21 protein-coding genes are annotated in these 24,140 nt (G+C 70.8%); 14 read left to right on the forward strand and 7 right to left on the reverse strand.

Going from position 1 to position 24,140, the window contains the following annotated elements; all coding sequences use genetic code 11:
- Nucleotides 1-115 precede the first annotated feature (115 nt).
- The 6 genes from ACFCVM_RS02680 to ACFCVM_RS02705 all read right to left on the reverse strand — a co-directional run bounded on the left by ACFCVM_RS02680 (nucleotide 116) and on the right by ACFCVM_RS02705 (nucleotide 6,152).
- Nucleotides 116-1,306: a Fic family protein gene (locus ACFCVM_RS02680; RefSeq protein WP_375833514.1), complete on the reverse strand. Its 1,191-nt coding sequence runs from the start codon at nucleotides 1,304-1,306 to the stop codon at nucleotides 116-118.
- Between the two features lie 91 nt (nucleotides 1,307-1,397).
- Nucleotides 1,398-2,924 (reverse strand): amidohydrolase, encoded by a 1,527-nt coding sequence (locus ACFCVM_RS02685; protein ID WP_375833516.1) that lies wholly within the window; start codon nucleotides 2,922-2,924, stop codon nucleotides 1,398-1,400.
- The gene (locus tag ACFCVM_RS02690; RefSeq protein ID WP_375833519.1) at nucleotides 2,921-3,565 is read right to left on the reverse strand and encodes an FMN-binding negative transcriptional regulator; all 645 of its coding nucleotides are present in this window, start codon (nucleotides 3,563-3,565) and stop codon (nucleotides 2,921-2,923) included. The genes ACFCVM_RS02685 and ACFCVM_RS02690 overlap by 4 nt, the downstream gene beginning before the upstream one ends.
- A gap of 66 nt (nucleotides 3,566-3,631) precedes the next feature.
- Entirely contained in the window at nucleotides 3,632-4,642 is a 1,011-nt protein-coding gene (locus ACFCVM_RS02695) for an Fpg/Nei family DNA glycosylase (RefSeq protein ID WP_375833521.1), read from the reverse strand.
- Between the two features lie 4 nt (nucleotides 4,643-4,646).
- A complete protein-coding gene (locus ACFCVM_RS02700; RefSeq protein ID WP_375833524.1) occupies nucleotides 4,647-5,150 on the reverse strand; it encodes a ribose-5-phosphate isomerase in 504 nt (167 codons plus the stop codon).
- Nucleotides 5,151-5,159: 9 nt separating this feature from the next.
- Nucleotides 5,160-6,152 (reverse strand): DUF2332 domain-containing protein, encoded by a 993-nt coding sequence (locus tag ACFCVM_RS02705; RefSeq protein ID WP_375833527.1) that lies wholly within the window; start codon nucleotides 6,150-6,152, stop codon nucleotides 5,160-5,162.
- An 84-nt stretch (nucleotides 6,153-6,236) separates the two neighbouring features.
- On the opposite strand from ACFCVM_RS02705, the gene ACFCVM_RS02710 reads away from it, so the two are divergent.
- From ACFCVM_RS02710 to ACFCVM_RS02760, 11 genes are all read left to right on the forward strand, one after another.
- Nucleotides 6,237-7,721 (forward strand): SDR family NAD(P)-dependent oxidoreductase, encoded by a 1,485-nt coding sequence (locus ACFCVM_RS02710; protein WP_375833530.1) that lies wholly within the window; start codon nucleotides 6,237-6,239, stop codon nucleotides 7,719-7,721.
- Nucleotides 7,722-7,828: 107 nt separating this feature from the next.
- On the forward strand, nucleotides 7,829-8,704 hold the full coding sequence (locus ACFCVM_RS02715; RefSeq protein WP_375833533.1) for a hypothetical protein: 876 nt from the start codon (nucleotides 7,829-7,831) through the stop codon (nucleotides 8,702-8,704).
- A 143-nt stretch (nucleotides 8,705-8,847) separates the two neighbouring features.
- A complete protein-coding gene (pepN, locus tag ACFCVM_RS02720; RefSeq protein ID WP_375833535.1) occupies nucleotides 8,848-11,415 on the forward strand; it encodes an aminopeptidase N in 2,568 nt (855 codons plus the stop codon).
- A 115-nt stretch (nucleotides 11,416-11,530) separates the two neighbouring features.
- On the forward strand, nucleotides 11,531-12,442 hold the full coding sequence (locus ACFCVM_RS02725) for an ABC transporter ATP-binding protein (RefSeq protein ID WP_375833537.1): 912 nt from the start codon (nucleotides 11,531-11,533) through the stop codon (nucleotides 12,440-12,442).
- Complete coding sequence (locus tag ACFCVM_RS02730; protein ID WP_375833540.1) at nucleotides 12,439-13,293, forward strand: ABC transporter permease subunit; 855 nt, start codon at nucleotides 12,439-12,441, stop codon at nucleotides 13,291-13,293. Before ACFCVM_RS02725 ends, ACFCVM_RS02730 begins: the two co-directional genes overlap by 4 nt.
- Before the next feature lie 10 nt (nucleotides 13,294-13,303).
- Nucleotides 13,304-14,635: a sensor histidine kinase gene (locus ACFCVM_RS02735; protein WP_375833541.1), complete on the forward strand. Its 1,332-nt coding sequence runs from the start codon at nucleotides 13,304-13,306 to the stop codon at nucleotides 14,633-14,635.
- Entirely contained in the window at nucleotides 14,632-15,318 is a 687-nt protein-coding gene (locus tag ACFCVM_RS02740) for a response regulator (RefSeq protein ID WP_375833543.1), read from the forward strand. Before ACFCVM_RS02735 ends, ACFCVM_RS02740 begins: the two co-directional genes overlap by 4 nt.
- Before the next feature lie 44 nt (nucleotides 15,319-15,362).
- On the forward strand, nucleotides 15,363-17,963 hold the full coding sequence (pepN, locus tag ACFCVM_RS02745; protein WP_375833547.1) for an aminopeptidase N: 2,601 nt from the start codon (nucleotides 15,363-15,365) through the stop codon (nucleotides 17,961-17,963).
- Nucleotides 17,964-17,974: 11 nt separating this feature from the next.
- Entirely contained in the window at nucleotides 17,975-19,096 is a 1,122-nt protein-coding gene (locus ACFCVM_RS02750; protein WP_375833550.1) for a mechanosensitive ion channel family protein, read from the forward strand.
- Entirely contained in the window at nucleotides 19,093-19,557 is a 465-nt protein-coding gene (locus ACFCVM_RS02755) for a globin (protein ID WP_375833553.1), read from the forward strand. Before ACFCVM_RS02750 ends, ACFCVM_RS02755 begins: the two co-directional genes overlap by 4 nt.
- A gap of 61 nt (nucleotides 19,558-19,618) precedes the next feature.
- Nucleotides 19,619-21,307: an FAD-binding dehydrogenase gene (locus ACFCVM_RS02760; protein WP_375833555.1), complete on the forward strand. Its 1,689-nt coding sequence runs from the start codon at nucleotides 19,619-19,621 to the stop codon at nucleotides 21,305-21,307.
- Nucleotides 21,308-21,333: 26 nt separating this feature from the next.
- On the opposite strand, the gene ACFCVM_RS02765 is transcribed toward ACFCVM_RS02760, so the two are convergent.
- On the reverse strand, nucleotides 21,334-22,014 hold the full coding sequence (locus ACFCVM_RS02765; RefSeq protein ID WP_375833558.1) for a hypothetical protein: 681 nt from the start codon (nucleotides 22,012-22,014) through the stop codon (nucleotides 21,334-21,336).
- Between the two features lie 93 nt (nucleotides 22,015-22,107).
- Between ACFCVM_RS02765 and ACFCVM_RS02770 the strand changes: the two genes are divergently transcribed.
- The 3 genes from ACFCVM_RS02770 to ACFCVM_RS02780 all read left to right on the forward strand — a co-directional run bounded on the left by ACFCVM_RS02770 (nucleotide 22,108) and on the right by ACFCVM_RS02780 (nucleotide 24,113).
- The gene (locus ACFCVM_RS02770; protein ID WP_375833561.1) at nucleotides 22,108-22,998 is read left to right on the forward strand and encodes an acyl-CoA thioesterase; all 891 of its coding nucleotides are present in this window, start codon (nucleotides 22,108-22,110) and stop codon (nucleotides 22,996-22,998) included.
- 96 nt (nucleotides 22,999-23,094) lie between these two features.
- Entirely contained in the window at nucleotides 23,095-23,574 is a 480-nt protein-coding gene (locus tag ACFCVM_RS02775) for a ubiquinol-cytochrome c reductase iron-sulfur subunit (protein WP_375833563.1), read from the forward strand.
- A gap of 2 nt (nucleotides 23,575-23,576) precedes the next feature.
- Complete coding sequence (locus ACFCVM_RS02780; protein WP_375833566.1) at nucleotides 23,577-24,113, forward strand: hypothetical protein; 537 nt, start codon at nucleotides 23,577-23,579, stop codon at nucleotides 24,111-24,113.
- The last annotated feature ends 27 nt before the right edge of the window (nucleotides 24,114-24,140 follow it).

Genomic DNA, 24,140 nt, shown 5'->3' on the forward strand with positions numbered 1-24,140 from the left:
GGTTCAAGCCTCGCGAGGGGCGCGGATCCGTCACAGCCGGTGCGCAGCCGAATCGGGCCGGGGGTTTTCCCCCGGGTACTGGCGCCGCCGACCACGCCGGGACCTCGCCGCGCGGTCAGCCCCGGCGCCGCGCGGCGCGCTCCGCGAACTGGTCGAGCGCGACGAGCACCTCGTCGGCACGCCAGACCTGGCCCATCTTGTACTCGGTCTTCTGCTTCAGGATGCCGAGTTCTGCGAGCCTCCGCAGATGGGGGTAGACGTTCGTCGTGCCGATGCCGAGTCCCGCCGACGCCGTGGCCGCGGTGAAGACGGGTTGCCGGGCTGCGTAGTCGAGCACCCGCTCGAGTTGGGAGCCGCTGCGCGGCTTCGCCGTCTCGCGCCACCCGGCGGTCGTCTCGCGCAGCCGGGTGATGAGGGACCGGGCGTTGCCGATCGCATCGCCGCTGGCGATGGCCATCTGCTCGATGATCGGCCCGATGTCGCCGGCTCGGTAGGCGATGAGCGCGTCGTGGTACGCGTTCACGTCGGTGAGGAGCCCGGCGGAGACCGGAACGGTGACGGAACGGGTGATGTCCTTGCCGCGGAGCATCGATTGCACGAGTGCGCGGCCGGTGCGGCCGTTGCCGTCGGTGAAGGGGTGGATGGTCTCGAACTGGGCGTGCGCGACGGCGACCTGGGCGAGAACGGGGAGGTCGTTCCGCCGGGCGAACGCCATGACGTCATCCATGAGTCCGGGCACCCGCTCGTGCCGCGGGCCGACGAACGCGGCGCCGACGGGGCTGCGTGCGCTCGTGCCGATCCACACGGGCTCGGTACGCCACTCGCCCGGTGTGTGGTTCGTGCCGTCCATGAGGACTCGGTGCATCTTGCGCACGGACTCCGGGGTGAGCTCGTCGGCGAGGGCGAGCGCGGATTGCATCGCCCGGGTGTTCCCCACGATCTCGGTGGCGTTCCGCTTGCTCGTGTCGCCGATCTCCGCGGTCAGGATGGCCCGGGCGCTGGCGGAGAGGTGTTCGATCTGCGATGACGCGGCAGCTTCGGAGCGCAGCAGCAACGGCGCGAACCCCGTCATCTCGTCGTTCAGCGACGCGTCGAAGCGGATCAGCTCGCTCTCGGCCGCGCGCGCGAGCGCGGCGGTCTGCGAGCTCGGTCGGAGCGCACGCTCGGCGATCATCGGCGGCACCGCGGCATCGTAGGTTCGCGGCTGGAGGCTGTAGCGCTCGAGCGCGGACGACTCGGCGTAGCGGCTCTCCCAGTCGAGCGTCTCGGCACCGATGGCCGGCCAGGTGTCGTCGTTCGCACTCATGGCTCTCCTCGCGCGGTTTCATACACCGCTCGTCCCATTTTATGAGAAGTTGGCGGAATTCATAAGAGCCGACGAGTATTTTATGAGATCGCTACTCCGACGAGTGGGTGACGCGTCCGGCGAGCAGCGTGGTCGCGACCGGCATGGCTCGCAGTTCGTCGACGGATGCCGCGTACGGGTCGAGCTCGATCACCGCGAGGTCGGCGCGGCCGCCGGCGCGCACCACGGCGCCCTGCCCTCCGGTCGAAGCGGCGAGCGCGGCGCGCACCTCGATCGCCTGCTCGGGATGCCACGGCTCGCGACCGTCGCGGGCGCGACCCACCGCTGCGGCGATCGCGACCCACGGGTCGAGCGGTGCGACCGGTGCATCGGAGCCGAGTGCGAGTTCGACGCCTGCCGCCGCGAGGTCGGCGAGCATGAAGGCCCGGTCGGTGCGCCCCGCCCAGTAGCGTTCGGCGACGTCGCGGTCGTCCATGGCGTGTTCGGGCTGCACGCTCGCGACGATGCCGAGCCGCGCGAAACGGGCGAGATCGTCGCGGCGCAGCAGCTGCGCGTGCTCGATCGAGCCGCGGCATCCGACGGCCTCGAACGCGTCGAGCACCCGGGAATTCGCCTGGTCGCCGATGGCGTGCACCGCCGGGGTGATGCCCGCACCATGGGCACGGCGCATGAGGGGCACGAGCTCCTCGTACGGCACGGTCGCGAGCCCGTAGGGGTGTTCGCCCGGCCCCAGCCCGGGATACGGGTCGAAGCACCACGCGGTGCGCGTGTTGAGCGAGCCGTCGGTGATGACCTTGTAGCCGCCCACCGCGACGAGTCCGCCCGTGCCCGGCACGTCGTCGCCGGTGCGCAGCTCCTCGGCGATCGCACGATCGAGGTGCTGCGTGTAGATGCCGAACGACACGCGCAGGGCGTCGACGCCCCCGGCGACCCGGCGCACCCAGTCGTCGCGGTTCCAGCGCATCTCGTACTCCGTGACGCCCACCACGCCGCGGCGCGCCGCCTGGAGCGAGGCATCGGCGACCCAGCGGTCGAGCACGGCATCGGCCACGTCGTCGATCTCGCGCACGAGCCGGAAGCAGTCGTCTTCGCGGAGCACGCCGCTGGAGCCGGCGAGGTCGTCGCTCACGCCGTACCGTCGGAGCGCCGCCGAGTTCAGCCAGCAGGCGTGCAGGTCGGCCGAGACGAGCACCACCGGCACCTCGCCAGAGACGGCGTCGAGCACGTCGCGCGTCGGCGCATCGGCCCAGAGCCCGTCGCGATAGCCGAAGCCGATCACTTCGCGGTCGCCACGGGCGACGGATGCCCCGACGAGCGATGCGACCGCCGCGGCCGACTCGGCACCGGCGAGATCGAGTCGGCGCGAGACCATGGCCCACTGGGAGAAGTGCACGTGCCGGTCGTGGAGGCCCGGCACGACGAAGCGCCCGTCGAGTTCGAGACGGCGGATGCCGCCGGGCGAGGCCTCCCCCGTCGGCGTCACCGCGAGGACCCGGCCTTCGGCGAGGTGGAGGTCGACGACCCCGTCGGTGCCGGGCAGCCGAGCACCGGCGAGGAGCACGGGCTCGACGGCATCCGCTGCGCCCGCAGTCGCACCGAGAGGATTCGCCCCGCTCATGCCTGCGCCGCCCGCATCGCCTCGTGCGTACGCCGCATCTCGGCGGCGAGCGCGGCGCTCGCGTAGGGGCCGTCGCCCTCGAGTTCGGCGATGATGCGCTCCACGGTCTCGACGGGCCGGTTCTGGCTCATCTTGTTCTTCGCGACGTACCGGGTGATGGGAATGCGGAGGCCCACGGTGCCCGCGGCGATGCGATCGGCGTACGCGGAGTTCTCGGCCGTGCCGCGCATGCGCCGCGGCTCGGGCATGGCATCTTCGAAGTGGTCGACGAGCGCCTCCAGCACACGCAGGTTCTCGTCGTCCGAGAGAAGCTCGGGCGTGCCGTACAGGTGGGCGGAGACGAAGTTCCAGGTCGGTACGGCGGGCTTCGCGTCGTACCACCCCGGGGAGATGTAGCCGTGGGGCCCCTGCACGATGAACATGACCTCGTGGCGACCGAGCTCGTGCACGACCTCGTCGGGCCGGCCGACATGGGTGAGCAGCGCGATGCCGTCGGCCGTCTCGTCGAGCAGCACCGGGTAGTGCGAGGCCACGAGGCCCGAGGCATCCGTCATGCTGACGATCGTCATCCACGGGTGCTCGCGCACGAGGCGTTTCACCCCGTCGTCGCTCGCAAGGGTGAAGCTGGGGTTCTGGCGCATCGCGGCTCCTTCGGCGGATGTCTCGGTCGGGCCCGGCAGATCTCGGTCAGGCCCGCCGGGGCTCGGTCAGGCCTGGCAGTAGGGGCACCAGTAGAGCTTGCGGGCGCCCATCTCCTCGAGCACGATGTTGGTGCCGCACACCCGGCAGGGCAGGCCCTCGCGCTTGTACACCCAGTGGCGGTCGTCGCGGCTGGCCATCGCAGCGCGGTACGCCTCGGGGTCGAGGTCGTCCATGGTCATCATCTGCCCGGTCTCGACGCCGACGCGCAGCAGCTTCGCCCAGTCGCGCCACAGGTGGCGCACGTGCTCCTCGGGCACGAGCTTGCCCGGCGTGTGCGGATTCTGCTTCGCCCGGAACAGCAGCTCGGCCCGGTAGACGTTGCCGATGCCCGCCACCACGTTCTGGTCCATGAGGAGCAGGCCGATCGGCGTGGCCTTCTTCAGGATCGTGCGGGTGAAGCGCTCTTCGGCCTCGGGCCCGTCGTCGAGCAGCGGATCGGGGCCGAGACGGCCGACCACGGCCTCGACCTGGGCGGGGTCGAGCACCTCGCACGCGGTGGGGCCGCGCAGGTCGGCGCAGATCGTGTCGGTGAGGAGGCGCACCCGCACCTGTCCGATGGGCTCGGGCGGGAAGGTGTCGAGGCCGTTGGCGTCCTTCTCCTTCTCGGACTCCGACATGCGCAGGCGGGTCTTGCGGGGCGCGCCGATCGACTGCAGCGAGTTCTCGCCGGCCGAGTCGAAGACGACCGCGTCGGGGTTCGGACGGTCGAGGAACGTGCCCGCCTGGTTCGTCTGGCCCATGCGTCCGTTCGCCGAGGCGATCGTCGCATCCATCAGGATCTCGCCCGCGAAGTCCCATGCGCCGTACATGCCGAGGTGCACGCGCAGCCAGACGTCGCCCTCGAAGCCGAGGAACATCTGCTTGCCGACGGCCCGGGCGTCGGTCATGCGCCGACCGTCGATCTCGGCGGCCCCGGCGGCGAAGCGGCCCTGCGGGCTCGAGGCGCGCACGACGTGCCCGACGAAGTTGCGTTCGAACTGCCGGGTGATGCGGTGGACGGAGTGACCCTCGGGCACCCGACTACTCCGCCGGTGCCTCGACGTCGACGCCCTTGCCCGCGATGTCGCCCGTCGTCTCGTACTCGGCGAGCTGGGCGATGCGGCGCACGTGTCGCTCGTCGCCGGAGAACGGCTCGGCGATGAAGGCGTCGATGTAGCGGATCGCCTCTTCGACCGTGTGCTGGCGCGCACCGATCGAGATGACGTTGGCGTCGTTGTGCTCGCGCGCGAGGATCGCGGTGTCCATGCTCCACACGAGCGCTGCGCGGATGCCGCGGACCTTGTTGGCCGCGATCTGCTCGCCGTTGCCCGAGCCGCCGAACACGACGCCGAGCGCGCGAACGCCGGCCGCCTGGTCACGGGCGACGCCGAGCGCCGCGTTGATGCAGAACGCCGGGTAGTCGTCGAGTGCGTCGTACTCCGCCGGGCCGTGGTCGACGACCTCGTGACCGCCGTTGGTCAGGTGATCGACGAGCGTGCGGCTGAATTCGAGGCCGGCGTGGTCGGTCGCGATGTGGATGCGCATGCGCCAAGTCTAGGGATTCGGCGCCCAGGTGAGCGCACGCCCGTGGGGCTGCGCCCAGGCCTGCTGCACACCGTCGAGGGCGAGCACGAGATCGCTGCTCTCGTTCGGCACGTCGTCGCGCACACGGATGCCGCGGACCACGCTCCGCCCCTCGACCGAGAGCCAGTGGCCGGGCAGCTCACCCACCCGCCGGACGAAGGCCTCGCGGCCGGCCTCGTCGAGGTACATGAGCACCGCCGTGTGGAAGACGACGAGCGTGGCATCGGAGGGTGCGGCTGCGGCGAGCGCCACGAGTCGTTCGTTGAGGTCGCCGCCGACGAGCGTCGGCGGGGTTCGGGCGGCGATCCGGGCGGCGGCACGGAGCCGGGCTCGGCGATCGTCGTGCTCGGGCCACACGAGCGCGTCGAGCCAGTCGACGTCGGCGGGCGAGCGCACGTCGAGCGGGTGCAGGTCGATGCCCGCGCGCCACACGACCTCGGGCACGGCTGCGGGAACGGGCGCGGGCACGTCACCGCGGAGCGTGCAGTCGAGCACGACCTCGCTCGGTCCGTCGACGGGGTCGAGCTGCCGATGCCCCGAAAAGCGGTAGCTGTACTGGTCTGGGTAGAGGCAGAGCCCGGCGGATGCCCCGACCTCGAGCAGCGCGATCGGGCCCTCGATGCCGCCCAGCACGGGCAGGTGCAGCGCGCACCGAGCGGCCTCGTTGGTCTGGGTCGCGTGCGTGAGCGCGACGTCGCGCACCTCGTTCCAATGTTCGGCGAGCCACTCGGCGAACACCGGATAGGCGCCGCTCGGGGCGCCGAGCAGTCGTGCGGCCGAGAAGACGAGGTTCGGCTGCCGCTTCTGCGGCGGCAGCTCGTCGATGAGGGCGAGCACCGCGGCATCCGTCGCCACGCCTGATGCCCACGCCTCGTAGATGGCGGACATGCCGCGCGCCTCGACCTCGGCGAACGAACGGTACCGGTCGGCGGTCGGTGCCGAGGCGTCGGTGCTGGTGCTCATGGCGTCACGCTACTCCGGCGGCGAGCGCACCCGTCGCACAGCGGCACACAGGTGATCGGGGGTTCCGGCCCGTAGAATCGCCGGATGCCCTCCGACGCCTCCGCCTCCGTCAGCGCGCCCACGATCGACGCGCGCGATCTCGAGACGACGCTGCGGGTGCTGGCCATGCTCAGCGAGCTCGACCAGGACGACCCCGACTTCGAGACCGTGCGCCACGCGACGGCGAAGATGTTCAAGGCGGTCAAGGTCGCCCGCCGGCTCGAGAAGCGCCGCGTCATCCAGGACGCCGACCGCGCCGTGATCGCCGCGACGGCGACGGGCGCACCGACCCGCATCGACGACGAGACCCGCGGCGCCGACCTCGTGAGCGGCACCGACGCGCGCACCGCCGGCGAGCTGCAGGTCGCGCGCCCCTGCTACATCTGCAAGCAGCGTTACACGCTCGTCGACGCGTTCTACCACCAGCTCTGCCCGAGCTGCGCGGCCATGAGCCACGCCAAGCGCGACGCACGCACCGACCTCACGGGCAAGCGCGCCCTGCTCACCGGCGGCCGAGCGAAGATCGGCATGTACATCGCGCTGCGCCTGCTGCGCGACGGTGCGCACACCACGATCACGACCCGGTTCCCGCGCGATGCCGCCCGACGGTTCGCCGCGATGCCCGACGCCGGCGACTGGCTGCACCGCCTGAAGATCGTCGGCATCGACCTGCGCGACCCCGCACAGGTCATCGCGCTCGCCGACGACGTCGCTGCGCAGGGCTCCCTCGACATCCTCATCAACAACGCGGCGCAGACCGTGCGCCGCTCCCCCGGTTCGTACTCGCCCCTCGTCGAGGCCGAGTCCTCGCCGCTGCCCGACGGCCCGATGCCCGAGCTCGTGAGCTTCGGCCACACGAACGACGCGCACCCGCTCGCGCTCGCCGACTCCGTGTCGAGCCACCCGGTGCTCACCTCGGGCCTCTTCGCGGGCACGATGACGGCCGACGACCTCACCGCGCTCGCCCTCGCCCCCGGTTCGAGCTCGCTCGCGAAGCTCGCCGACCGCACCGCGATCGACGCCGGCGGCCTCGTGCCCGACCTCCACCACGAGAACAGCTGGAGCGCGGTCGTGCAAGACGTGGATCCGCTCGAGATGCTCGAGGTGCAGCTCTGCAACACGACGGCCCCGTTCATCCTCGTGAGCCGCCTGCGGGCGTCGCTGGCCGCTTCCGAGGCCCGTCGCACCTACGTCGTCAACGTCTCGGCTATGGAGGGCGTGTTCAGTCGCGGCTACAAGGGCCCGGGGCATCCGCACACCAACATGGCGAAGGCGGCCATGAACATGCTCACGCGCACGAGCGCGAAGGAGATGCTCGCCGACGGCATCCTCATGACGAGCGTCGACACGGGCTGGATCACCGACGAGCGGCCGCACCCCACGAAGGTCCGGCTCGCCGAGGAGGGCTTCCACGCCCCGCTCGACCTCGTCGACGGCGCCGCGCGGGTGTACGACCCGATCGTGCGCGGCGAGGCCGGCGAAGACGTCACCGGCGTGTTCCTGAAGGACTACGCGCGCGCCGACTGGTGACGCCACCCGCACGCCGGCCAGCGTTCCGTCGCGCCGCGTTCTGGGGGCGGCGGGCCCGACGACGCCGACAGTAGGCTCGCGAGCACCTACCGGGGAGGCGAGGGCGCATGCTGGTCATGGTCGTGTGCGGCATCCTGCTGCTCTGCGGCATCGTGCTCTCCGTGATCTGGTCGGGCGAGCGTCTCCAGCCACCGCCGATCCCGCACACGCTCGCCTCCGCGAACAGCGGGTCGACCCAGCGGCATCCGCGCCTCGCGGTGCACACCGACGGCGTTCGCCTCTTCCTCTGGTGGGCGGCCGTGTTCACGGCGATCGGCACGGCATCGGGACTGCTCATCACGGGAGCGGGCGGGCGCCTGATCATGCGACTCCTCGCCGCAGCTTCTCCTGATGCGACCGGGGGCATCACCGAGGCGCAAGCGGATGTCGGCGAGATCACCGTCGATGGCACGATCTCGTACCTCCTCTTCGGCGCGCTGCCCGCCTCGGTGCTCTCGGCCGCCCTGTTCCTGCTCGTCGCGCCGTGGCTGCCGCGCGGTCGCCTCGCGGGGCCGAGCTTCGGCGCGGTGCTGCTCGTCACGCTCGCGCCGTTCCTCGATCCGCTCCGCGCCGACAACTTCGATTTCAACTTCGTCGGCCCCGGATGGCTCGCAGTGCTCGCCTTCTCGCTGCTCGCCCTGCTGCAGGGCGCGTTCCTCGCCGCGTTCGCCGGCCGCCTCAGCCGCAGCCTTCCGCTCGTCACCCGCGAGCGGTGGGTCGGCCCCTCGGCGCCACTCGCCCCGGCCGTCGTGCTCTTCCCCATCGGCGTCGTCATCGCCGCCGGTGCGCTCGTCGCCTTCGCGATCCCGCGGGCACTGCCGTGGTTCCTCGCCGTCCGCGCCTCGCGGCAGGGCGTCATCACGGGCCGGATCCTCCTCGCCGTCGCGGTGGTCGCCTCACTGCCGTTCTTCCTCACGGCGGTCGTCTCCATCGTCACGCGCTGAGCCGCGGCATCCGTTCGCCGCGTGATCACCGCGCGATCACCGCGCGATCGCCGCACGTCCGTGACCGCGGGCCGCCCGAGAGCTAGGCTGATGCACGTTGCCTGCGGCCACGAGCCGCGTCGATGACTGCCGAAGGAGCAGACGTGCCCGGAGAGAACCTCACCCGAATCGAAGCCGAGGAGCGTGCTGCGCTCGTCTCGGTGCGCGACTATGACGTCGTGCTCGATGTCACCACAGGGCCGGAGGTGTTCCGCAGCCAGACGACCGTGCGATTCACCGCCACCGCTGGTGCGTCGACGTTCATCGACGCCATCACGGCGACCGTGCACTCGGTCACCCTGAACGGCGTCGAACTCGACCCCGCCGAGGTGAGCGACGGCGTGCGCATCCAGCTGCCGAACCTCGCCACCGAGAACGAACTCGTCGTCGTCGCCGACGGCCGCTACATGAACACCGGCGAGGGCCTGCACCGCTTCGTCGACCCCGCCGACGGCGAGGTCTACCTCTACACCCAGTTCGAGGTGCCCGACTCGCGCCGCATGTTCGCCGTGTTCGAGCAGCCCGACCTGAAGGCCGCGTTCAAGTTCACCGTCACCGCGCCGTCGCACTGGCAGGTCGTGTCGAACCAGCCGACCCCCGAGCCCGAGCTGCACCCCTCGGGCCGCCGCGCCGACGACGTCTCGACGGCCACGTGGGCCTTCGAGCCCACCCCGCGCATGTCGAGCTACATCACCGCGCTCATCGCCGGCCCCTACGACGTCGTACGCGACGAGCTCACGAGCTCCGACGGGCGGGTCATCCCCCTCGGCGTGTTCAGCCGCAAGAGCCTCTCGCAGTACCTCGACGCCGGCTACATCTTCGAGAAGACGAAGCAGGGCTTCGAGTACTTCGAGGGCAAGTTCGACGTGCCCTACCCGTTCACGAAGTACGACCAGCTCTTCGTGCCCGAGTACAACGCCGGTGCGATGGAGAACGCGGGCGCGGTGACCTTCACCGAGGTCTACGTCTTCCGCTCGAAGGTCACCGACGCGATCAAGGAGCGCCGGGTCGTCACGATCCTGCACGAGCTCGCCCACATGTGGTTCGGCGACCTCGTCACCATGAAGTGGTGGAACGACCTGTGGCTGAACGAGTCGTTCGCCGAGTGGGCGTCGACGATCGCCACCGCCGAGGCCACCGAGTGGCACCACGCGTGGACGACCTTCAACTCGATGGAGAAGAGCTGGGCGTACCGTCAGGACCAGCTGCCGTCGACCCACCCGATCGTCGCCGAGATCCGCGACCTCGAAGACGTGCTCGTCAACTTCGACGGCATCACCTACGCCAAGGGCGGGTCGGTGCTGAAGCAGCTGGCCGCCTGGGTCGGCATCGAGGCGTTCTTCACCGGCGTCTCGGCGTACTTCAAGAAGCACGCCTGGGGCAACACGACCCTCGCCGACCTCCTCGGCGAACTCGAGGTCGCGAGCGGCCGCGACCTGTCGGCCTGGTCGAAGCTCTGGCTCGAGACCGCGGGCGTCAACACCCTGCGCCCCGAGATCGGGGCGGATGATTCGGGCACGATCACCTCGTTCACCGTGCTGCAGTCGGCGCACCCCGACTACCCGACGATCCGCCCGCACCGCGCCGCGATCGGCTTCTACAACCTCGTCGACGGCGCGCTCGTGCGCGAGCACCGGGTCGAGCTCGACATCGACGGCGAACGCACGGATGTCGCGGAGCTCGTCGGCCTCGCACGCCCCGACCTCGTGCTCCTGAACGACGACGACCTCGCCTACGCGAAGATCCGTCTCGACGAGGCCTCGCAGCAGGTCGCGATCGCCAACCTGTCGAAGATCGAGGACCCGCTCGCACGCGCCCTCGTCTGGAGCTCGGTGTGGGACGCCGTGCGCGACGCCGAGACGAGCGCGAGCGACTACCTCGAGCTCGTGCTCGGCAACATCGCGAGCGAGACCGAGTCGACGACGCTGCGCATCATCCTCGCGAACGCGCAGCTCGCGGCGAGCTCGTACGTGGCCCCCGAGCACCGCTCCGACGCGCGCCGTGCGCTCGCCGACGGGTTCTGGCAGCTCGCACAGCAGGCCGCGGCCGGCAGTGACGCCCAGTTCCAGTTCGTGAAGGCGTTCGCCTCGGTCGCCGAAGCCGGGTCGCACGTCGACGCCCTCGCGGGGCTCTTCGACGGCTCGATCACGCTCGACGGCCTCGACATCGACACCGACCTCGGCTGGGAGCTGCTCATCGCGCTCGTCGCCGCAGGCCGCGCGGGCGATGCGGAGATCGACGCACGCCTCGAGTCGGACAAGACCGCCACGGGTCAGGAGTCGGCCGCGCACGCCCGCGCTGCGACGCCGACCGCCGAGGGCAAGCAGCGTGCGTGGGCGTCGGTCATCGACGTCGACACGGCGACGAACTCGGTCGTGCGCACCACGGCGACCGGCTTCGTGCGCGCCGACGACCAGTCGCTGCTGGCGCCGTTCATCGAGCGGTACTTCGGCATGCTCGACGGCATCTGGAAGAGCCGCAGCTACGCGATCGCCGAGAAGCTCGTCGACCTGCTCTACCCGGCGCCGCTCGCCAACCGCGAGCTCGTCGACGCGAGCCACGCCTGGCTCGCCGCGAACGCCGACGCCGCGCCCGCGCTGCGCCGTCTCGTCGTCGAGAATGTCGCCGGCGTCGAGCGCGCACTCGCCGCGCAGGCGCGCGACGCGCAGTAGCACCTCCGCACGACCGCTCAGGGCGGGTCGAGTGGTACTTCGGTACCACCTCGGCCCGCCCTGAACCATTCTCAAGACGGATGTCCCGCGCTCGCCCGATCCCTAGCCTTGAAGCATGATCACGGCAGAAGGGCTCGTCAAGCGCTACGGCGCGAAGACCGCCGTCAACGACATCAGTTTCACCGTCCGGCCCGGTCAGGTCACCGGATTCCTCGGGCCGAACGGCGCGGGCAAGTCGACCACGATGCGCATGATCGTCGGGCTCGATCGTCCGAGTGCCGGTCACGTGACGGTCAACGGCAAGCCCTACGCCGCGCACCGCGCACCCCTGCACGAGGTCGGCGCCCTCCTCGACGCCAAGGCCGTGCACACGGGCCGGAGCGCCTACAACCACCTCTTGGCGATGGCGGCGACGCACGGCATCGGTGCGAGCCGGGTGCGCGAGGTCATCGAGCTCACCGGACTCGAGTCCGTGGCGCGCAAGCGCGTCGGCGGCTTCTCGCTCGGCATGGGCCAGCGCCTCGGCATCGCCGCGGCCATGCTCGGCGACCCGTCGACGCTCATCCTCGACGAGCCCGTCAACGGCCTCGACCCCGAGGGCGTGCTGTGGGTGCGCCAGTTCGTGCGCCACCTCGCCTCCGAGGGCCGCACGATCTTCCTCTCCTCGCACCTCATGAGCGAGATGGCGCTCACCGCCGACCACCTCATCGTGCTCGGCCGCGGCGAGATCATCGCCGACGCCCCGGTCGCCGACATCATCGCCGGCGGCACGCGCCCTCGCGTCCTCGTGCGCTCCCCGCATTCCTCCCAGCTCGCCGACCTGCTCGCCGCACCCGATGTCGCGGTGATCCGTTCCGAGGCGGGCGTGCTCGAGGTCACGGGCGTCGCGGCACCCGGCATCGGTGACCTCGCCGCACAGCACGGCCTCGCGATCCACGAACTCACCCCGCTCAGCGCGTCGCTCGAAGAGGCCTACATGGCCCTGACCGCCGACGCCGTCGAATACCGCACGGAGGCCGTCCGATGACCACGATCACCCCGCCGCTGGCGCACCCCTCCCAGCGCGCTCGCTCCACCTCGCTGTCGTTCGGCGGCGTCCTCCGCTCCGAGTGGATCAAGCTCCGGAGCCTCCGCTCGACCACGTGGTCGTACCTCATCGTCATCGCGATCTCGCTCGGCATGGCGCTCGTCATGTCGCTCAGCATGGCCAGCGGCATGAACGGCGGTGCGGATGCCTCGGCCATGCCGGCCGCCGACCAGGTCTCGCTCATCGTGCAGTCCTCGGTGTTCGGCGTCTTCTTCGGTCAGCTCGTCGCCGGTGTGCTCGGCGTGCTCGTCATCAGCGGCGAGTACACGACGGGCATGATCCGTTCGACGCTCACGGCCGTGCCGAAGCGACTGCCGGCCCTCGCGGCCAAGGCCGTCGTGCTGTTCGTCGCCACGTTCGTCATCGGGCTCCTCGCCAACCTCGGCGCGTTCTTCGTCTCCACGGTGGTCTTCTCGGGCATCGACGTCTCGGCGAGCATCGCCGACTCCGCGGTGTTCCTGCCGCTCCTCGGCGGTGCGCTCTACCTCGCGCTCGTCGCGGTGTTCGCGCTCGGTGTCGGCACCATGATCCGCAGCAGCGCGGGCGGCATCGCCACGGTGCTCGGCCTCCTCCTGCTCCTGCCGATGGTGCTGCAGATGATCCCCGCCGAGTGGGCGCACGACCTCATCCCGTACCTGCTCTCGAGCGCGGGCATGAACATGTTCACCTCGACGACGGCGGAGCCCACCGCCGACGGGTTCGGCGTCTGGCTGAACCTCCTCATCGTGCTCGGCTGGATGGGGGCATCCATTGCCGGCGCCGCGGTGCTCCTGAAGCGACGGGACGCGTAGAGTCCAGTCCATGACGGAAGCACCCATCTCCCCCGGCTACCCGGCTTCGGTAGTCGGGGGAGAACTTCGTCTGCCGAAGCCTCCGGGCGTCGTGCGCCAGTTCTGGGCGCGGCATCCGTGGCTCACGGACTCGTTGATCACCGCGCTGTACTTCGTGCCGACGTTCTTCGGATCCATCGCGTCACTGTTCGTCCCGGAGCCGCCGCCTGCGTGGATCGCCGTCGCGCAACTCGTCGCCATCGCGGTCGCGGCCGCCGCGATCCTGCTGTTCCGCCGCCGGCGACCGTGGCTGCTCGTCATCATCGCCTGGCTCGTCTGCCTCGTGGTCTACCCCTTCGGGTCGACCGACGTGCTCCCGATGCTGCTCGCGCTCTACGCACTCGCCGTCTACGGCTCCACGCGCTCCGCCTGGATCGGGTTCGCCGGCTCCACGGTCGTCGCGACCGCCTCCTCCTACATCGCCGTCTGGGCGCACGCCGACGACACGGTGGCGCCGTTCGGCGCGAACGCACCGGCATCCGCTTCGCAGTTCACGGTGCTGCTGCTGATCGCGACCCTCATCGGCGTGACCGTCGGCAACCGACGCCGGTACCTGAACGCCCTCATCGCACGTGCGCACGACCTCGCCCGCGAACGCGACCAGCAGGCCCAGCTCGCGACCGCGCTCGAACGCTCTCGCATCGCCCGTGAGATGCACGACATCGTCTCGCACAGCCTCACCGTGATGGTGACGCTCGCCGACGGCTCGGCGGCGACAGCGGGCCGCGACCCGGAGCGCGCCGCCGAGGCGATGCAGCTCGTGGCCGAGACCGGTCGTGCCGCACTCGTCGACATGCGGCGCATGCTCGGCGTGCTCGCCGAACCCGACGAGACGACGACGTGCCCCGACGAGCTCGCTCCGCAACCGGGCACGGCGGCCCTGCCGGAGCTCGTGGAACGCTTCCGGGCCGCCGGACTGCCGGTGCAGCTGACCACCGTCGGGCCCGCGATCGTCGACCCGAACCTGCAGCTGACGGTCTATCGCATCGTGCAGGAGGGGCTCACCAACGCTTTGCGGTACGCCGCGACCGCGCATCGCGTCGACGTCAGCGTCGAGCATGCCGACGACATGGTGCGCGTCGACGTGATCGACGACGCCGCCGTCGCATCGACGTCGGAACTCGGCAGCGGCGGCAAGGGACTCGTCGGCATGCGCGAACGGGTCGCCCTCTACGGCGGCACGCTCGAGGCAGGACCCGGCAGCGCACGGGGCTGGCGACTGCACGCCGAGCTCCAGGCCGAAGAGACCGCACCGTCCACGCCGACCACGCCCGCCGCAGACACCCCCGAGGAAACCGCATGACCAGTGCATCATCCCCCATCCGCGTCGCGATCGCCGACGACCAGGCGCTCGTGCGCACCGGGCTCCGCATGGTGCTCGAATCCGAGCCCGATCTCGTCGTCGTCGGCGAGGCCGCAGACGGGCGCGGCGCGATCGCGCTCGTCGACTCGCTCGAGGTCGACGTCATGCTCATGGACGTGCGAATGCCCGACATCGACGGCATCGCCGCCACGGAGGCGATCGCCAGTGGCGACCGGGCCACGCGGGTACTCGTGCTCACGACCTTCGATCTCGACGAATACGCGTTCGCCGCGATCCGTGCGGGAGCGAGCGGCTTCCTGTTGAAGGACTCGCGGCCCGCTGAACTCGTCGGGGCGATCCGCACGGTGCACGCCGGCGAGGCGGCGCTCGCCCCCCGCGTCACCCGCCGGATGATCGAGCTCTTCGCCGGCGAGCTCCCGGGCTCCGCCGCGCCGAGCGACGCCCCCGGACTCGACTCGCTGACTCCCCGCGAGCGGGAGATCCTCATCGCCATCGCCGAGGGCCGCAGCAATCCCGAGATCGCCGGGCAGTTCTTCCTCTCGGAGTCGACGGTGAAGACCCATGTCGGCCGGGTCCTGCAGAAGCTCGACGCGCGCGACCGCGTGCAGCTCGTGATCTACGCCTACGAGCACGGGCTGCTCCCCATGCCCGGCTCCTCATGAGTCAGTAGGCTGACGGGGCACACGAACCCCACGGAGGCCCCTGCATGCCCGCTGCCGACCTGACCCGAATCGAAGCCGAACAGCGCGCCCGGGTCGTGCGTTCACCGCGCTACGACATCAGCCTCGACTTGACTGGGGCGGGCGAGACGTTCCGCAGCGAGACGCTCGTCTCGTTCGACGCGGAGCCGGGCGCTTCGACCTTCATCGAGGCGTGCACGACCGAGGTGCACGAGATCACCCTGAACGGCGACCCGCTCGACGCGGCCGCCGTCAGCGACGGCACGCGCATCCGCCTCGACGGCCTCGCCGGCTCGAACGAACTGCGCGTCGTCTCGACGGCCGCGTACACGAACACCGGCGAGGGCCTGCACCGCTTCGTCGACCCCGTCGACGGAGCGACCTACCTCTACACCGAGTTCGCCGTCGCCGAGGCGAACCGGGTCTTCGCGGTCTTCGACCAGCCCGACCTGAAGGCCTCGTTCACCTTCACGATCACCGCGCCCGCGGCGTGGACGGTGCTGAGCAATGCCGCGACGCCCGACCCGGTGCCAGCCACGCGTGTCTCGACCGGCGCGAGCGAAGACGGCGCTCCCGGCGCCGTCTCGACGTGGTCGTTCGAGCCGGGCCCGGTCATCTCGAGCTACATCGTGGCGATCATCGCCGGCCCCTACGCCGCATGGCACGGCAGCGCGCGCAGCGTCGACGGCCGCGACATCCCGCTCGGTGTGCTGACTCGCGCCTCGCTCGCGCAGTACGCCGAACCCGAGGTCATGTTCGAACTGGTGCAGGCCGGCCTGGGGTTCTACGAGACCGCCTTCGGCGTGCCCTACCCCTACGGCAAGTACGACCAGATCTTCGTGCCCGAGTACAACTGGGGCGCCATGGAGAACGTCGGCGCGGTCACCTTCAACGAGTCCTACCTGTTCCGCTCGCGGGTCTCCGATGCGCGCCGTGAGCAGCGCGCGATCGTCGTGCTGCACGAGCTCTCGCACATGTGGTTCGGCAACTCCGTCACGATGAAGTGGTGGAACGACCTCTGGCTGAACGAGTCGTTCGCCACCTGGGCCTCGACCCTCGCCACCGCGGCGGTCACCGAGTTCACCGGCGTCTGGGCGACGTTCGCGAGCGATGAGAAGACGCACGCCGCCGAGCAGGACCAGCTGCCGTCGACGCATCCGATCGTCGCCGAGATCGCGAACCTCGCCGATGTCGAGGTCAACTTCGACGCGATCACCTACGACAAGGGCGCGTCGGTGCTGAAGCAGCTCGTCGCATGGGTCGGGCTCGATGCCTTCCAGCGCGGCGTCGGCGCGTACCTCACGGCCCACGCCGGCGGCAACGCGACGCTCCGCGACCTGCTCGACGAGCTCGAGTCGGCGAGCGGCCGCGACCTCACGCGCTGGTCGGCGCTCTGGCTCGAGACGGCCGGCGTCAACACGCTGCGCGCCGTGATCGAGACGAATGCCGCTGGCACGATCACCGCCGCACGCGTCGAGCAGAGCGCCGCACCGGGGCATCCGACGCTGCGCCCCCATCGACTCGCCCTCGGCTGCTACGAGCTCGGCGACACCGGTCTGGCGCGCACCAACCGCATCGAGCTCGACATCGACGGCGCCGTGACCGAGGTGCCCGAGCTCGTCGGACTCGATCGGCCCGACCTGCTGCTCGTGAACGACGACGACCTCACGTACGCGAAGGTGCGGCTCGACCCCGCCTCCTTCCGAGTGGCGATCGACCACCTCCCCGAGCTCTCCGACCCGGTCTCGCGAGCCGTCGTGCTCGGCTCGGCGTGGGACGCGCTGCGCGACGCCGAGGTGCCGACGATCGACTTCGTGCGCCTCGCCATCGGCAGCATCGGGCACGAGACGCAGTCGGCGGCCCGCGGACTCGCCCTCGCCCGCCTCGAGCTCGCGATCGGCCGCTACCTCGCCGAGGAGCACCGTACGCAGGTCGCAGCAGAGGCCGGCGACGCCGTCTGGGCTCTCGCCGAGCTCGCCGCACCGGGCTCCGACACCCAGCTGCAGTTCGTCAAGGGATTCACCCGCATCGCCGCGACCGCGGCGCACGCCGACGTGCTCGGCAGCCTGCTCGACGGCTCGATCAAGCTCGCGGGGCTCGAGATCGACCTCGACCTGCATTGGGAGCTCGTGGTCGCCCGAGCCACGCTCGGTGCGGCATCCGATGCCGAGATCGACGCGGCGCTCGCGCGCGACGACACGGCCAAGGGCCGCCTGCTCGCCGCGACCGCGAGGGCCGCGCGCCCCGACCAGGCGGCGAAGGATGCCGCGTGGCGGCGCGTCGCGACGGATGCCTCGCTGTCGAACGACCTCGCCCGTGCGATCGCCGACGGCTGGCAGCGCACCACGCAGCCCGAGCTGCTCGCGTCGACGGCCTCCGAGTACTTCGAGATGTTGCAGGGCGTCTGGTCGAGTCGGAGCTTCACGATGGCCTCGCTCATCGTGAAGCGCCTGTACCCGGCACCGCTCGTCTCCCCCGAGCTCGCGGCGATGACCCGCACGTGGCTCGAGGCGAACCCGACCCCGGCGCCGCTGCACCGACTGGTCTCCGAGCAGCTCGACGAGCTCGAGCGGGCGCTCGCCGCACAGGCGCGCGATGCCAGCGAGCTCTCGGGTGCGGCTCAGTAGACTTTCACACCATGTTCGGTTTCGATACAGCTCCTGATGCAGACAACCCGGTGACACCGGACTTCTGGGCGCAGATCGCGACGTACTGGGCCGAGAACTGGGACGACGTGCTCGGCAAGATCATCTCGGTCGTGTTCATCATCGTCTTCGCGTTCCTGATCCGCTGGGTGCTGCATTTCGTCATCGAACGAACCGTGAAGCAGATCGTCACGGGCGTGAAGAAGAAGCAGGACGTCACCGACACGCAGGCATTGCAGGCATCGCCGCTCGCCGCCGTGAGACTCGTGCAGCGCACGCGCACGCTCGGCACGGTGCTCACGAACATCGTCAACGTGACGCTCTTCATCATCGTTGTTCTGCTCGTGGTCAACACGATCAACGACGCGATCCTCGGATCGTTCGCACTGCTCACCGCGGCGCTCGGCGCGGGCCTCGGCTTCGGCGCCCAGAACATCGTGAAAGACGGCCTGAACGGCATCTTCATGGTCGTCGAGGACCAGCTCGGCGTCGGCGACGTCGTCGATCTCGGCCCAGCGACCGGCATCGTCGAAGAGGTGCGCATCCGCGTCACGAAGATCCGCGACGTCAACGGCACCCTCTGGTTCGTCCGCAACGGCGAGATCCTGCGCGTCGGCAACATGTCGCAGGGCTGGGCGCGGGTGATCGTCGATCTCGCGGTGCCGTACGACGTCGATGTCGACGCGGTCGAGGCGACGCTGCTGCGCTCGGCGACCGAGATGGCGCAGTCCGCCAAGTGGCGCTCGCGGGTGCTCGAGAAGCCCGAGGTCTGGGGCCTGGAGTCGATCACGGCCGAGGCCCTCGTCATCCGCGTGGTCATGAAGGTGCGCTCCTCCGCGAAGGACGACGTGGCGAGGGAACTCCGCATGCGGCTCAAGCACGCACTCGACGAGATGGACGTGAAGCTCCCGAGCCTCAACAGCGTCGTGCTGGCCGGGTTCGAGGGCGCCACCCGGGTCAAGGGCGCGAGGCCGCCGAAGACGACCCCGAACGCCGTCGTCGCCGCGGGTGACACCGGGGCCGCCGCGGCCCGCGCAGCCGTGAAGAAGCCGCGCGCGCCCCGCGCACCCCGCACACCGAAGCCGCCGGCACCACCGGCTGGAGGAGCATCATGAGCGAGCAGCTGCCCGTCGAGGCATCCGGGCCCCCTCAGCCCGCGAACGTGCCGCTGCGCGGCACCGAGCACGGCTCGGCGCTCGGGCCGTCGTTCTACGAGACCGTCGGCGGTCGACCGACGTTCGAGCGGCTCGTCGCGGAGTTCTACCGCGGCGTCGCCGACGACCCCGTGCTGAAGCCGATGTATCCCGAGGAGGATCTCGGCCCCGCCGCCGAGCGCCTCACGATGTTCCTGGAGCAGTACTGGGGCGGCCCCGGCACCTACAGCGAGCAGCGCGGCCACCCGCGGCTGCGCATGCGGCACCAGCCGTTCAAGGTGAACCCCGATGCCCGCGACCGCTGGCTCCTGCACATGCGCACCGCGGTGGACTCGCTCGAGCTCCCGCCACTGGCGGAGGAGACTCTGTGGGATTATCTCCAGCGAGCCGCGTACGCGATGGTCAACACGTTCGACGAGTAGCAGTACCCACCCGACCGACCCCACCCGAACACCACGCACCACCCGAGACGAAGGAGTCCTTGTGGCAGCCTCCCCCGCCCCCGCCGCACCCGAACGCACGCAGAAGCCCGCCGACGCCATCGTCGTCGGCGCCGGCCTCTCCGGCCTCGTCGCCGCAGCAGAGCTCGTCGACGCCGGCAAGCGCGTCGTGATCGTCGACCAGGAGCCCGCGGCGAGCCTCGGCGGCCAGGCGCACTGGTCGTTCGGCGGGCTCTTCCTCGTCGACTCGCCCGAGCAGCGCCGCATGGGCGTGAAGGACTCGCTCGAGCTCGCGAAGCAGGACTGGGACGGCACCGCCGGGTTCGACCGTGACGACGAAGACGACTGGGGGCGGCGCTGGGCCGACGCCTACGTCGAGTTCGCCGCGGGCGAGAAGCGAGCATGGCTGCACGAGAAGGGCGTGCGCTTCTTCCCGATCGTCGGATGGGCCGAACGCGGCGGCTACAACGCCATCGGGCACGGCAACTCGGTGCCGCGATTCCACATCACGTGGGGCACGGGCCCCGGCGTGCTGGCGCCGTTCATCGCCAAGGTGAAGGCGGGCGAGGCGGCCGGACTCGTCGAGTTCCGCCACCGCCACCGCGTCGACGAGCTCATCGTCGAAGACGGTGCCGTCGTCGGCATCCGCGGCGCAGAGCTCGCCCCCGACAGCGCAGGCCGCGGCGAGCCCTCGAACCGCGACGTCGTCGGCGAGTTCGAGCTGCGCGCACCCGCCGTCGTCGTCGCCTCGGGCGGCATCGGCGGCAATCACGACCTCGTGCGCGCCGCCTGGCCCGAGCGTCTCGGCACTCCCCCCGAGCACATGCTCTCGGGCGTGCCCGCGCATGTCGACGGACGCATGCTCGGCATCGCCGAGGCATCCGGCGCTCGGCTCGTCAACGGCGACCGCATGTGGCACTACACCGAGGGCATCACCAACTGGGACCCGATCTGGCCGAAGCACGGCATCCGCATCCTGCCCGGCCCGTCGTCGCTCTGGTTCGACGCGACGGGCAAGCGACTGCCGGTGCCGCTCTTCCCCGGCTTCGACACGCTCGGCACGCTCGAGCACCTCATGACGACCGGTCACGACCACTCGTGGTTCGTGCTCACACAGAAGATCATCGAGAAGGAGTTCGCGCTCTCGGGCAGCGAGCAGAACCCCGACCTCACCGGCAAGGACCTGAAGCTGCTGGCGCAGCGCCTCGGTTCCGGCGCTCCCGGCCCGGTCGAGGCCTTCAAGGAGCACGGCGTCGACTTCGTGGTCGCCGACACGCTCGACGAACTCCTCGACGGCATGCGCGCCCTCTCGCCCGAGGCCGAGCTCGACACCGCGAACATCGAGCGCGAGATCGTCGCGCGCGATCGCGAGGTCGACAACGAGTTCACGAAGGACTTGCAGCTCACGGCCGTGCGCGGCGCCCGGAACTACCGCGGCGACAAGCTCATCCGCGTGGCCACCCCGCACCAGATCCTCGACCCGAAGGCCGGGCCGCTCATCGCGGTGAAGCTGCACATCCTGACGCGCAAGAGCCTCGGCGGCATCCAGACCGACCTCGACTCCCGCGCGCTCGGCGCCGACGGCTCACCGGTTCCCGGGCTCTACGCCGTCGGCGAGGCATCCGGATTCGGCGGCGGCGGTGTGCACGGCTACCGCGCGCTCGAGGGCACGTTCCTCGGCGGCTGCCTCTTCACCGGTCGCGCGGCCGGGCGGGCGATCGCCCGGGGCTGACCCGAGCGATGACCCGGCCGCAAGCCCTAGGCCTTCAGGGTCCAGGGCTTGCGGCGCACGAGCACGTGCCCGCGACGCGAGGAGAGGCGGGTCCAGGGGCCCGTCTCGAAGAGCTTCACCTCGTCGTCGCCGAGGAAGCCGAGGCTGTACGCCGCGAACGCGGCGCCGGTCGGCAGGAACTCGGCGCCTTCGACACCGCGGCCCCACACCTCGGAGCGCACGCGCTGCACGAGCTGCTCTCCGGTGCCCGCGGGGATCGCCTCGGCGACCTCGTCGATGCCCGCGCGAGCCGCAGCCTCGAGCGTTGCGGCATCCGTCGTGCCGAGCGGCCGCCAGCCGCCCCGCGGCGGCGAGATGCCCGCCCATGTGACGGTGTTGACCTCGGGCGGCCGCGACATCGACACGGGTCGCGAGTCGTCGTCTTCGCCGAGTTCGCCGCGGGCCCGCACGATGCGCTCGACGAGCGAGCGCATCGGCACGACCGAGTCGAACTCCTCGTCGTCGGCGAGGGCGAAGGTGCGGAGGCCCAGCACCGTGGGGCTCTCGTCGAGGATGCCCCGGGGGTACAGGATCGCGGTGTACACGGCGAGGATGCCGGAGCCCGCGATGAGGCGTACGGAACCGTCCTCGACGCGCCCTGCGCGCTGGAGGTAGGTGTGCAGGTCTCCGAGCGACAGGCTGTCGGCGAGCGTGAGTTGTTGAGCCATCTCCTGTCTAAACTACCAAGAGAGCGCCGCCGCCCCGGCGGTCACACGCTCAGAGGGTCACGAGCGGTCACCGACCACCGACACGGAGGAACGATGAACGGTCCGATCGACGGCCTGCTGAGCACCCTTCACCTCACCGACACGGGTGCCCGCACGACCGAAGACATCTTCACGGGGCCGTCGCAGTGGATGCCGCTCGGGCGTGTCTTCGGCGGTCAGGTGCTCGCCCAGTCGCTCATCGCGGCGATGCGCACCGTGGCAGACGACCGCACGATCCACTCGATGCACGGCTACTTCCTGCGCCCCGGAGACGTCGCGCACCCCATCACGTTCAGCGTCGACCGACTGCACGACGGCCGCTCCTTCTCGACGCGTCGCACGCACGCCTTCCAGAACGGCGTGCCGATCCTCTCGCTCATCGCCTCGTTCCAGACCGAAGACGACGGCGTCTCGCACCAGGTCGAGATGCCCACCGACCTCCCCGACCCCGAGAGCCTGCCGTCGACGGCCGACGTGCTCGGCGCGTTCGACCACGACATCGCACGGTACTGGTCGAACGAGCGCGCCTTCGACGTGCGGCACGTGCCGTCGCCGGTGTACCTCAGGGTGGAGGGCGAGCGGGTGCCGCGCCAGGCCGTGTGGATGAAGGCATTCGGCCGCCTGCCCGACGACCTCAACATGCACCGCGCCGCGCTCGCCTACGCGAGCGACTACTCGATCCTCGAGCCGATCCTCCGCGCCCACGGCGTCGCCTGGGCGGCTCCCGGACTGAAGGTCGCGAGCCTCGACCACGCGATGTGGTGGCACCGCGACGCGCGCGTCGACGAGTGGCTGCTCTACACGCAGGACTCGCCGTCGGCGAGCGGCGGTCGAGGACTCTCGCTCGGGCGCATCTACACGCGCGACGGCGTGCTCGTGGCGAGCGTCGCGCAAGAGGGCATGGTGCGCGTGCCGGCGGCAGCCCCGAAGTATTCGCCTGAATAGATCCTGTGCAATCCGTCGTTCTGCTCTGCCCGTGACCCACAATGGGGCCATGGGCGCTCGCGTGTCGCGAGCGACGCGGACGAAGGAGTTCTGGCAATGACCGATCCCACCCGACGCACCATCCTCACCCTGGGCTCCGCCGGCGCGATCGGCGGCGCTCTCGCACTCGCCGGCTGTGCAGCGGATGACCCGAGCCCCAGCGGTTCGGCCAGTGCGCCTCCGACCCTCGTCGAAGATCCGCCGACCTCGACCCAGACGGCAGCTCCAGATGCGCCGGCGCTCGGGAGCGACGTCGCGGCACTCGCCGACGTTCCCGTCGGCGGGAGCATCGATGCCACGATCGATGGGGCGCCGGCGCTCGTCGCGCAGCCGACGGCCGGCCAGGTCGTCGCGTTCAGCGCGATCTGCACGCATCAGCAGTGCGTCGTCGCCGCCGCCGGCGACGAGTTCCACTGCCCGTGCCACGGCTCGATGTTCGATGCCGCGACGGGCGACGTCATCCAGGGTCCGGCGCTCGAACCGCTGACTCCGATCGCCGTCGCCGTCTCCGGCGACCGCATCGTCGCCGCCTCCTGAACATGGACTACACGTTCGCTGGGCTCCCCCTGCACGTGCTGCTCGTGCACGCCGTCGTGGTGCTGACGCCGTTGCTCAGCCTGCTCCTGATCGTCATCGCGGCGTGGCCCGGCGCCCGGCGCGTGTTGTGGTTGCCCGCGCTCGTCGGGGCGGCAGTGCTGCTGCCGCTCGGACTCGTCACGATCGAGGCGGGCGAGTGGCTCGAGCAGCGTGTGCCGCCGGCACCGCTCATCCAGGTGCACACCGCACAGGGCGAAGACATCGTGCCGTGGCTCGTCGCGCTGCTCGTGCTGGCCGTGGCGATCGCCGGTTGGGCGCTCGTCGAGCGGACTGCGCGTCGACGCGCCGCGGGCGACGGCACAACGGGCGGCGCGGGCGGGGCGGCGCCGAGCCGCGGCATCCGCATCGCCGTCGGGGCCGTGCTCACGGTCGCCGCACTCGTCATCGCCGCAGGGTCGACATGGACGCTCGTGCGGATCGCAGAGGCCGGCAGTCGCGCCGTCTGGGAGGGGTCGTTCAGCGACGAGCCGCTCGACTGAGTCGGAGCAGCGCGTGAATCAGCGCAG

The sequence above is a fragment of the Agromyces sp. NPDC056389 genome, from assembly GCF_042262385.1.
Classification (GTDB): Bacteria; Actinomycetota; Actinomycetes; order Actinomycetales; family Microbacteriaceae; genus Agromyces.

What these genes read in the sequence shown, in the direction of transcription:
- ACFCVM_RS02680 (WP_375833514.1), bottom strand. Translation starts at nt 1,306, where the DNA reads ATGAGTGCGAACGACGACACCTGGCCGGCCATCGGTGCCGAGACGCTC.
- ACFCVM_RS02685 (WP_375833516.1), bottom strand. Translation starts at nt 2,924, where the DNA reads ATGAGCGGGGCGAATCCTCTCGGTGCGACTGCGGGCGCAGCGGATGCC.
- ACFCVM_RS02690 (WP_375833519.1), bottom strand. Translation starts at nt 3,565, where the DNA reads ATGCGCCAGAACCCCAGCTTCACCCTTGCGAGCGACGACGGGGTGAAA.
- ACFCVM_RS02700 (WP_375833524.1), bottom strand. Translation starts at nt 5,150, where the DNA reads ATGCGCATCCACATCGCGACCGACCACGCCGGCCTCGAATTCAGCCGC.
- ACFCVM_RS02705 (WP_375833527.1), bottom strand. Translation starts at nt 6,152, where the DNA reads ATGAGCACCAGCACCGACGCCTCGGCACCGACCGCCGACCGGTACCGT.
- ACFCVM_RS02710 (WP_375833530.1), top strand. Translation starts at nt 6,237, where the DNA reads ATGCCCTCCGACGCCTCCGCCTCCGTCAGCGCGCCCACGATCGACGCG.
- ACFCVM_RS02715 (WP_375833533.1), top strand. Translation starts at nt 7,829, where the DNA reads ATGCTGGTCATGGTCGTGTGCGGCATCCTGCTGCTCTGCGGCATCGTG.
- ACFCVM_RS02725 (WP_375833537.1), top strand. Translation starts at nt 11,531, where the DNA reads ATGATCACGGCAGAAGGGCTCGTCAAGCGCTACGGCGCGAAGACCGCC.
- ACFCVM_RS02730 (WP_375833540.1), top strand. Translation starts at nt 12,439, where the DNA reads ATGACCACGATCACCCCGCCGCTGGCGCACCCCTCCCAGCGCGCTCGC.
- ACFCVM_RS02735 (WP_375833541.1), top strand. Translation starts at nt 13,304, where the DNA reads ATGACGGAAGCACCCATCTCCCCCGGCTACCCGGCTTCGGTAGTCGGG.
- ACFCVM_RS02740 (WP_375833543.1), top strand. Translation starts at nt 14,632, where the DNA reads ATGACCAGTGCATCATCCCCCATCCGCGTCGCGATCGCCGACGACCAG.
- pepN (WP_375833547.1), top strand. Translation starts at nt 15,363, where the DNA reads ATGCCCGCTGCCGACCTGACCCGAATCGAAGCCGAACAGCGCGCCCGG.
- ACFCVM_RS02750 (WP_375833550.1), top strand. Translation starts at nt 17,975, where the DNA reads ATGTTCGGTTTCGATACAGCTCCTGATGCAGACAACCCGGTGACACCG.
- ACFCVM_RS02755 (WP_375833553.1), top strand. Translation starts at nt 19,093, where the DNA reads ATGAGCGAGCAGCTGCCCGTCGAGGCATCCGGGCCCCCTCAGCCCGCG.
- ACFCVM_RS02765 (WP_375833558.1), bottom strand. Translation starts at nt 22,014, where the DNA reads ATGGCTCAACAACTCACGCTCGCCGACAGCCTGTCGCTCGGAGACCTG.
- ACFCVM_RS02770 (WP_375833561.1), top strand. Translation starts at nt 22,108, where the DNA reads ATGAACGGTCCGATCGACGGCCTGCTGAGCACCCTTCACCTCACCGAC.
- ACFCVM_RS02775 (WP_375833563.1), top strand. Translation starts at nt 23,095, where the DNA reads ATGACCGATCCCACCCGACGCACCATCCTCACCCTGGGCTCCGCCGGC.
- ACFCVM_RS02780 (WP_375833566.1), top strand. Translation starts at nt 23,577, where the DNA reads ATGGACTACACGTTCGCTGGGCTCCCCCTGCACGTGCTGCTCGTGCAC.